The sequence below is a fragment of the Intrasporangium sp. genome (assembly GCF_039812505.1).
In the GTDB taxonomy this organism is placed as follows: Bacteria; Actinomycetota; Actinomycetes; order Actinomycetales; family Dermatophilaceae; genus Intrasporangium_A.
In genome coordinates, this window is sequence record NZ_JBDIAQ010000037.1 from 21,672 (window position 1) to 27,671 (window position 6,000).

At 71.8% G+C, this 6,000-nt stretch carries 8 protein-coding genes and 1 pseudogene; 8 read left to right on the plus strand and 1 reads right to left on the minus strand.

Features of this window, described 5'->3' with window-relative positions; genetic code table 11:
- Positions 1 to 222: 222 nt before the first annotated feature.
- The 7 genes from WMI84_RS07245 to WMI84_RS07275 all read left to right on the plus strand — a co-directional run bounded on the left by WMI84_RS07245 (position 223) and on the right by WMI84_RS07275 (position 5,402).
- The gene (locus tag WMI84_RS07245; protein WP_347351730.1) at positions 223 to 1,299 is read left to right on the plus strand and encodes an AAA family ATPase; all 1,077 of its coding nucleotides are present in this window, start codon (positions 223 to 225) and stop codon (positions 1,297 to 1,299) included.
- 360 nt (positions 1,300 to 1,659) lie between these two features.
- Positions 1,660 to 2,676 carry a hypothetical protein gene (locus WMI84_RS07250; RefSeq protein WP_347351732.1) on the plus strand — a complete coding sequence of 339 codons (1,017 nt, stop codon included), beginning with the start codon at positions 1,660 to 1,662 and terminating at the stop codon, positions 2,674 to 2,676.
- A 34-nt stretch (positions 2,677 to 2,710) separates the two neighbouring features.
- Positions 2,711 to 3,421, plus strand: coding sequence for a hypothetical protein (locus WMI84_RS07255; RefSeq protein ID WP_347351734.1), 711 nt, complete (start codon positions 2,711 to 2,713; stop codon positions 3,419 to 3,421).
- Between the two features lie 247 nt (positions 3,422 to 3,668).
- Positions 3,669 to 4,094 carry a hypothetical protein gene (locus WMI84_RS07260; protein WP_347351736.1) on the plus strand — a complete coding sequence of 142 codons (426 nt, stop codon included), beginning with the start codon at positions 3,669 to 3,671 and terminating at the stop codon, positions 4,092 to 4,094.
- A 12-nt stretch (positions 4,095 to 4,106) separates the two neighbouring features.
- The gene (locus WMI84_RS07265) at positions 4,107 to 4,358 is read left to right on the plus strand and encodes a hypothetical protein (RefSeq protein ID WP_347351738.1); all 252 of its coding nucleotides are present in this window, start codon (positions 4,107 to 4,109) and stop codon (positions 4,356 to 4,358) included.
- Positions 4,359 to 4,549: 191 nt separating this feature from the next.
- A complete protein-coding gene (locus tag WMI84_RS07270) occupies positions 4,550 to 4,783 on the plus strand; it encodes a hypothetical protein (RefSeq protein WP_347351740.1) in 234 nt (77 codons plus the stop codon).
- 1 nt (position 4,784) lies between these two features.
- Positions 4,785 to 5,402, plus strand: a complete 618-nt coding sequence (locus tag WMI84_RS07275; protein WP_347351741.1) for a hypothetical protein — start codon at positions 4,785 to 4,787, stop codon at positions 5,400 to 5,402.
- A gap of 52 nt (positions 5,403 to 5,454) precedes the next feature.
- Here WMI84_RS07275 and WMI84_RS07280 read toward each other — a convergent pair whose 3' ends face one another.
- Positions 5,455 to 5,631, minus strand: coding sequence for a hypothetical protein (locus WMI84_RS07280; RefSeq protein ID WP_347351742.1), 177 nt, complete (start codon positions 5,629 to 5,631; stop codon positions 5,455 to 5,457).
- Between the two features lie 61 nt (positions 5,632 to 5,692).
- Between WMI84_RS07280 and WMI84_RS07285 the strand changes: the two are divergent.
- Positions 5,693 to 6,000 (plus strand): annotated as a pseudogene (locus tag WMI84_RS07285) (hypothetical protein); the annotation flags it as partial.

Genomic DNA, 6,000 nt, shown 5'->3' on the forward strand with positions numbered 1-6,000 from the left:
GTACCGGATGGACCGCCGCCGAGGTGGACGCCGAGCGACACGCCGCATATCTGGCCGGATATGACCAGGGCGTCATGCACGCGAACCGCGTTGCAGCACAGGCCATCGCTCAGGAGCTGCTGTCCGCTCAGGCCGCCGAGATGGCCGGTTGGGCGCGTCGTGAGGCGACCCGGAACCACGGGCCCGCGTGGGCCGCTCTCGTGTGCGACGACGGGAGCACCGATGACGCTGCCTGACACCTACGTGAGCGCCGACGACTACAACGAGGACGGCGCGCGGATCCGCTCGACGTGGGCGCCTGTCGACCTGTCGGCCGCGCTCGACGGCACGTGGACGCCGCCGGCACCCTCGGTCGGGCTGCGCAGTGACGGGGTGGGGCTGTTCTACCCCGGCAAGGCTCATACCGTCTCTGGCGAGTCCGAGTCGCTGAAGACATGGTTTGTGCTGTCGGCCGCGCGGGACGAGATCACGAACGGTGAGCACGTCGTGTTCGTCGACTTCGAGGACGACGCCGGCCCGGTCGTGGCGCGGCTGCTGCTGATGGGCGCCAACCCTGACCGGATCGGCGGCCTGTTCCACTACGTGCGGCCTGAGTCGCCGCTGTCCGAGGGGCAGGGGTGGGCCGACCTCGAGGCGCTGCTCTATGACGTGCGCCCGTCCCTGGCCGTGGTCGACGGGGTGACCGAGGGGATGACGCTGCACGGGCTCGACCCGCTCAGCAACCGTGACGCCGCGACGTTCGGAAGGCTGCTGCCACGTCGTCTCACCGCGGCCGGTGCCGCCGCCGTCTCGCTCGACCACCTGACGAAATCGACCGAGACGCGCGGCCGGTACGCGCTCGGGGCCGTGCACAAGCTCAACGGGCTGGACGGCGCCGCCTACGTGCTCGAGGGCCGCAAGGCGGCCGGGATTGGGCTGGTGGGCCGCTCCACGGTGCGCATCGCCAAGGATCGGCCCGGACAGCTGCGCAAGCACGCGCTGCCGTCATCGGGCGGGCTGCACTGGTTCGCCGACGTCGTGCTCGACGCGACCACGGAGGGGCTGGCCGATATCGACGTGGTGGCGCCCGAGGCACATGCGCCCGGCGGCACTGACGTCAGGCCCACTCATCTCATGGCGAAGATCAGCGCCGTGCTGGCCGACAAGGGCCCGCTCTCGCAGCGCCAGATCCTCGCCCTCGTGGGTGGGAAGCGTGACTATGCGATCAAGGCGCTGACCTTCCTCACGATTGACGGACACGTGACCGAGAAGACCCCTCATCAGCTCATCAAGCCCTACGACGAGGACGGTTCCAAGTGAGCAGCGTTCCCCGTTCCCCAAGCGTTCCCCAACCGTTCCCCGGTAACGGCGTAGACCCCCGTTCCCCCGTTCCCCTCCCTATATGGGAACGGGGAAAGGGGAACGGTCCCGAGGGGTGCGCCGACGACAAGCGTTCCCCTGTTCCCCAGCCGACATGCCTCGCCTGCGGCAAGCCGTCCCGGTTCAGCGTGTGCAGCGACTGCCTGGCCGCCAAGAGGGCACACCGACGCGAGGTCGCCAAGCAGCGGGCCGAACAGTGGCGCAAGCGGATGGAGACACGCCGATGACACCGCGAGTTTTTGGGATCCAGCGCCCAGCCACGACCCCGCTCCTGCAGCCACACACACACGAGGAGTCGCCGTGAACTACTCAGGGGTCGCCGTCCGCGACGAGCTGGCGTGGGATGCCCACTGTGACGCCGCCCCGGGGTGGCTGGAACCCTATCTGGACGTCCCGGACGACGCGAGCCCTCCGCTGGCCTGTACGCCCGTCCACGGGGCTGCTGTGGGCTCGTATGGTCCGGCCGCGGTCGACTGGATGGAGTCCGAGCTGGGCGTCGCCTTGCGGTGGTGGCAGCGGTACGCCACGGTCCGTCAGCTCGAGCACGACGAGCAGGGCCGGCTGGTCTGGTCGACCGTGCTCGAGTCCGCGTCGAGACGCTCGGGCAAGTCGCTGCGGCTGCGCTCGATGGCGTTGTGGCGGCTGGCGCATGACGAGCTGTTCAGTGAGCCGCAGCTGGCGGTGCATTGCGGCAAGGACCTGGCGATCGTGCGCGAGATCCAGCGGGCCGCGTGGCGGTGGGCCGACGAGCGTGGCTGGCGGGTGGTCCGTGCGATCGGGCGCGAGTCGATCGAGCGGGACGAGCACCGGTGGCTGGCCCGGTCCGTCGATAGCGTCTACGGCTACGACATCTGCCTCGGGTACGTCGACGAGGCCTGGTCGGTCGCCGCGGAGGTGGTCCGCGAGGGGATGGAGCCGGCGACCCTGGAGCGGGTGTCGCCGCAGATCGTGCTGACCTCGACGGCGCACCGGCGGGCCACGTCGCTGATGCCGGACGCGATCGGGGCTGCGCTGGCGGTCGACGACGGCGCGTCGCTGCTGCTGCTGTGGTCCGCCCCGGACGGTGCGGACGTCGGGGCTGAGGGGACGTGGCGGGCCGCGTCGCCGCACTGGTCGGCGGACCGGGCTGCGCTGCTGGCGGCGAAGTGGGACAAGGCGGTGCGAGGTGAGGCGGTGGCCGACCTCGACGACGCCGACCCGGTGGCTGGGTTCGCGTCGCAGTACGTCAACCAGTGGCGGCTGCGTTCGGCCGAGACGGAGGGGTGGGGGTTCGTCGCCCGGGATGTGTGGCAGGAGGCGCTGTATGGCAGCGAGTGACCGGTACGGGGCGCGGCATCGCAGGGTTCGGGCGGTGGCGCTGCCGGAGGCGTACGGCACGCCGTGCGTGCGGTGTGGGCGGCCGATGCTGCCGGGCCAGCGGCTCGACCTGGACCACGTGGACGGCGCGGGCCCGGGCGACTATCGCGGGTTCGCGCACGCGCATTGCAACAGGTCCGCGGGGGCGTCCCGCGGGAATCGTCAGCGAGCGAGGAAGGGTCAGATGATGGCTTCTACGGCGGCATGGTTGGGTATCGACACGAGCAACGACCGCACGAGCACGGCGGTGGTGGTGGCCCGGTGGGGCCGGTCAGTGACGGGCGCCGAGCGGCTGGTCACGCAGATGCACCGGTTCGCCGGGCCGGCGCCGCTGGCGCAGGTGCTTGACCTGTACGGCGACGGTGGCCTCGAGGTGGCCGTCGACGGGGTGGGGCACATGCAGTCGTTCTGCGATGTGCTGCGCGGGCAGGGGGTGCGGGTGCTGCCGTTGACGGCGCAGGACCGGGCCGCGGCGACCGCGTGCCTGAAGGATGCCCTCAATGACCGGGCTGTCGCGGTGCCGCGCGACCCGGCGTTGGCCAAGGCCGTGCAGCACGCCCAGGAGCGCGACCTGGTGGGCGGGTCCACGTTGGACAAGCGGCGCTCCCCGGTGGACGTGGCGCCGCTGGTGGCGCTGGAGCTGGCGGTTTGGGCCGCGGTGCGCGACAGGGATGCCGCCTACGACCCGCTCGACTCGGTCCTATGACAGCGGCGAATGTCGGCGCCGTGGTGCGGATGCTGCGGTGGCTGTCCGGCGAGATGGCCCGGGACCGGCACCCGTTGGCGCATGTGCCTGCGCAGCTGGCTCGGGCGCTGCTCGAGGAGCCGGTGGCGGGGTGCCGGTCGTGTGGTGGCCCGCTCCCGCCACCGGCTCGGACGGGCCGCCCTCGGGTGCTGTGCCTCGCCTGCTCCCCGCGTCGCGGAAAAGGGCCGGAAAACTCCACGATGGCGGCATGAAGCATCAACCGACAGTGCCCGTGTCCGAGTTCGGCATCACCGGGATTCGCGACAGCGACGTCGAGGCGTGGGCCACCGTCAACGGCGTGACGCTCGTGCGCGACTACCTCGGGCGGCTCGCCGTCTCGCTCGACGATGCCTACAAGGCCGCTGAGCGTCGCGAGGAGGCCGAGCGGGAGGCCCAGCAGCGGGCCGCGGTGACGGCGGCTGTGGCGAACGCCCAGAACGCCCGGAAGGCCACCTACGAGGCCGCCTGCGCGGAGGCCCTGGCTGGGAAGCTCTCGACGCCGAAGATCCTCGAGGAGGCGCGGCGCGCCGGGTGGGCCGCGGTGCGCGAGTCGGAGCGGGACCTTCCGGCCGAGGTGCGCGACCGGCTCGGGGGCATCCCGGGCGGTGGCCTCGTGGCGATGTTCAGACGATAGGAGAGACACCCAATGGTCGAGTACGCAGACGCCCGGCTCGCCCGGGACTACCCCGAGCACTGGGGCGAGCCGGAGGGCGGCCGCTCCAGCATGACGCGGATCGAGTGGGTCCGGCGGAACATCGTCGCGGACGACGCGACGGGGGTTCCGGCCGCACGTCGGGCCCGTCGCATCCTCGAGGAGCGCGGCCCGGAGCTGCCGACCAGTGTGTATGCCGCGCTGGCCGTCATCCGCAACCAGGGCGGGCTGGGGCCGAAGGAATGACTTCCCGCCTCGCGCGGGAGCGCGTCAACCTCACCCCGAGCGGATCGGCTCACTACCGGGGACAGGATGGCGGCGAGGGCAACCATGATGGATTCTCCGCCCACAGACCCGCCAGCGCGCACGAACGGCACCCCCGGCCCGTGCAACGGGACCGGGGGTGCCGTCCATACCGAACACATGGAGGCTGGATCATGTCCGACGTGGGAGCGCAGGGACGGGCCGTGCTGACCGCGTACCTCGATGAGCGGCTGGATGCCGGGGGCGTCGTCGATGTCTACGTGGACGATGGGGTCGACCCGGCCGACCTGGCCGCGTCGGTCGTGCACGCCGCCGCGCTGGCCGTGCTCGAGGCGTCCGCCGCGTGCGGGGTCGCCCCGGGCGAGCTGCTGGCCCGGTCCGCGCTGCGGGCGGAAGGGGTGGCCTGAAATGGTCGTCGCGCGTATCGTCTCGGGGCTGGCCCGGAACATGCTGCTGCGCCACATGGCGGGCACGTCGAAGGCCACCGACAAGGCGATGGAGGACGCCCGGAAGCACTACCGGCGCGGGATGCGCCAGATCCCCGGCGACCTGCACGTGCGTGGCTCCGATGACTTCTACCGTGCCGCGCGGGTGATGAAGGCCGCCGGCCCGGAGATCCGCAAGGCGGTGCTGGCCGAGCTGCGCAGCTCCGCGCGGCCGCTCATCGACGATGCCCGGCGTGCCGCCGCGGCGAACCTGCCGCAGCGGGGCGGGCTGGCCGCCCAGGTCGCCAGGGAGCCGATGAGGGTGCGGACCCGCACCGGGGTGACCACGGCCGGTGTCCAGGTGGTTGTGGGCCGGCGCAAGGGTGGCGCGCGGGCGACGAACCGCGGCTACGTGCGGCATCCGGTGTTCGCCGACGGGCGCAAGTCGCGCGACCAGTGGACGTGGGTGAACCAGCCGCTGCCGAGCGCCAAGGGGTGGTTCGACAAGTCGATGCTCAATGGTGCGCCGCAGATCCGGGCCGACCTCGAGCGGATCATCGGGCGGGCGCTGGACGACATCGCGCGCGACGCTGGAAGGTAGACATGAAGCGACCCCCGGCGCTACGGATGCCGGGGGTCGCTCTCGTGTGTCGTCAGTCGACGACGTGCGCGGTCAGCTCGAGGATGGCCACGGCGAGGCGCCGCGCGTCAGGCACGGACATGCGCATCGGGGCGCCGAGGAAGGCCGCGTCGGCCGCCGTGTCGTCGCTCTCGTGGTCCGGGGCGAACGCGCGTCGGATGGTGACCTCGACGTCGTCTGTGCGGGGCACAGTCCTCGCACGCCTCGCCGGGGTCGAGGACGTCGGACGCCGGGACCGTGACCGCCGGGCTGTGTCGGTAGCCCTCGGACGCCTGCCCGTCGAGGAGCTCGACGTCGACGACCGGGACCGGCGTGCCGGCGACCATCTCGTGGCGGGCGGCGAGGATCCGGGCTGGGCGCGGCTGGCCGTCGACCATGACTCGGACGTCGGCGCCGGGTGTGTGGGTGGTGTTCATGGTGAGTGCCTGCCTCCCGTGTCGCCGCTCCCGAATGGAGCGGATAGGGAAAGCGTGACGCTTGGTGTCCCGGTCGTCTTCCTCATCCTGCCGGTCACCATCCTGTTCGCCCTGTACCCGGGGGCCAGTTACCTGAACTTCAC